The 1,487-nt window shown below is 70.7% G+C and carries 1 protein-coding gene and 1 pseudogene; both read left to right on the top strand.

Annotated elements, in window-relative coordinates; all coding sequences use genetic code 11:
• A pseudogene (locus FUT87_RS30535) lies at positions 1-395 on the top strand (methyl-accepting chemotaxis protein); the annotation flags it as partial.
• Between the two features lie 117 nt (positions 396-512).
• Positions 513-1,487: methyl-accepting chemotaxis protein (locus FUT87_RS09960; protein WP_147240918.1), on the top strand; the 975-nt coding region annotated here is incomplete at its 3' end.

The following is a 1,487-nucleotide window of genomic DNA, read 5'->3' as shown; positions in this document are numbered from 1 at the left end:
CGCGCCGGCGAGCAGGGCCGCGGCTTCGCCGTCGTGGCCGGGGAGGTCCGCACGCTGGCCCAGCGCAGCGCCGAGGCGGCCAAGGAGATCAAGCAGCTGATCACCGCCAGCGGCGAAAGCGTCGCCAGCGGCTCGGCCCTGGTGGAGCGCGCCGGCAGACGATGAACGAGATCTCCGAGTCGATCACGCGGGTGTCGCGCATCGTGGCCGAGATCAGCCACGCGACCGTCGAGCAGAGCGGCGGGATCAACCAGATCGGCACCGCGATCTCGCAGCTGGACCAGATGACGCAGCAGAACGCCGCGCTGGTCGAGGAATCCGCCGCCGCGGCGCAGAGCCTGCAGCACCAGGCGGATGCGCTGTCGCAGTCGGTGGCGGTGTTCAAGCTCTCCTGAGGAGCGTGACTTCCGTCCGGGAGGAGTGCACGCTCGACCCGGTTTAGCGCGCCGCGTCGCCGTGCGCCGGCATGCGGGCTGCTAGGCTTTTCGCTTCGATCCAATCGTCGGGAAAACATGCAGTCTCTGCGCAATTACACGATCCGGACCCGCCTGCTGGGACTGGGCCTCCTGTCGGTCCTGGCGCTCCTGCTGATCGGGGGAGCCGGCCTCTGGGCCATGGGCAGCACGCGGTCCGAGTTCCAGCAGTACGTCGCCCAGGACGTGGGCTCGCTGACCCAGCTCTCCGAGGTGCGCGCCGGCATCGGCAACCTGCGCCGCTTCGAGAAGGACATGCTGATCAACATCGGCGATGACGGCACCGTCAAGCAGGCCCAGGCCGACTGGCAGAAGACCTATGCCGGCGTGATCCGCAGCCTGGACGCGCTGGCCGCGATGGAGACCGGCGCCCAGACCGCCGCCATGCCTCCGAAGCTGAAGGAGGCGCTGCAGGCCTACAAGGCCGGCGTGGACGACATCGCCAAGCGCATCCTGAACGCCGATTTCGTCGATGCCGCCGAGGCCAACCGCTCCACCGACATCATCAAGGCGCCGGTGCAGGCGATGGACAGCGGCGTGGCCGAGATGACCCGGGCCATCCTGCAGCACGGCGAGGACGAAGTGGCGCGCCTGAGCACGCGCGAACGCGCGGTGCGCGGCGCGCTCGGCGTGGTGCTGGTGATCGGCGTGGTGCTGATCGGCCTGCTGACCGTGCTGAACATCCGTTCCATCCTGGCGCCGCTCGCGCAGGCGGTGGACACCACCGAACGCATCGCCCGCAAGGACCTGAGCGAGCCGGTGACCGTGCAGGGCGCCGACGAGACGACCGCGATGGCGCGCGGCGTGCAGGGCATGCAGGACGCGCTGCGGGAGGTCGTCGGCGGCGTGCGCAGCGCCACCGACAGCATCGCCACCGCGTCGCGCGAGGTCGCGGCCGGCGCGCACGACCTGAGCCAGCGCACCGAGCAGGCGGCCTCCAACCTGCAGGCGACGGCCTCCGCGATGGGACAGCTGACCGCCAGCGTGCAGCACAACGCGGCCTCGGCCGGCGAG

The sequence above is a fragment of the Mitsuaria sp. TWR114 genome, from assembly GCF_007997345.1.
Note: the sequence above shows the minus strand (reverse complement) of the source record. Positions and strands in the feature narration are given on the sequence as shown.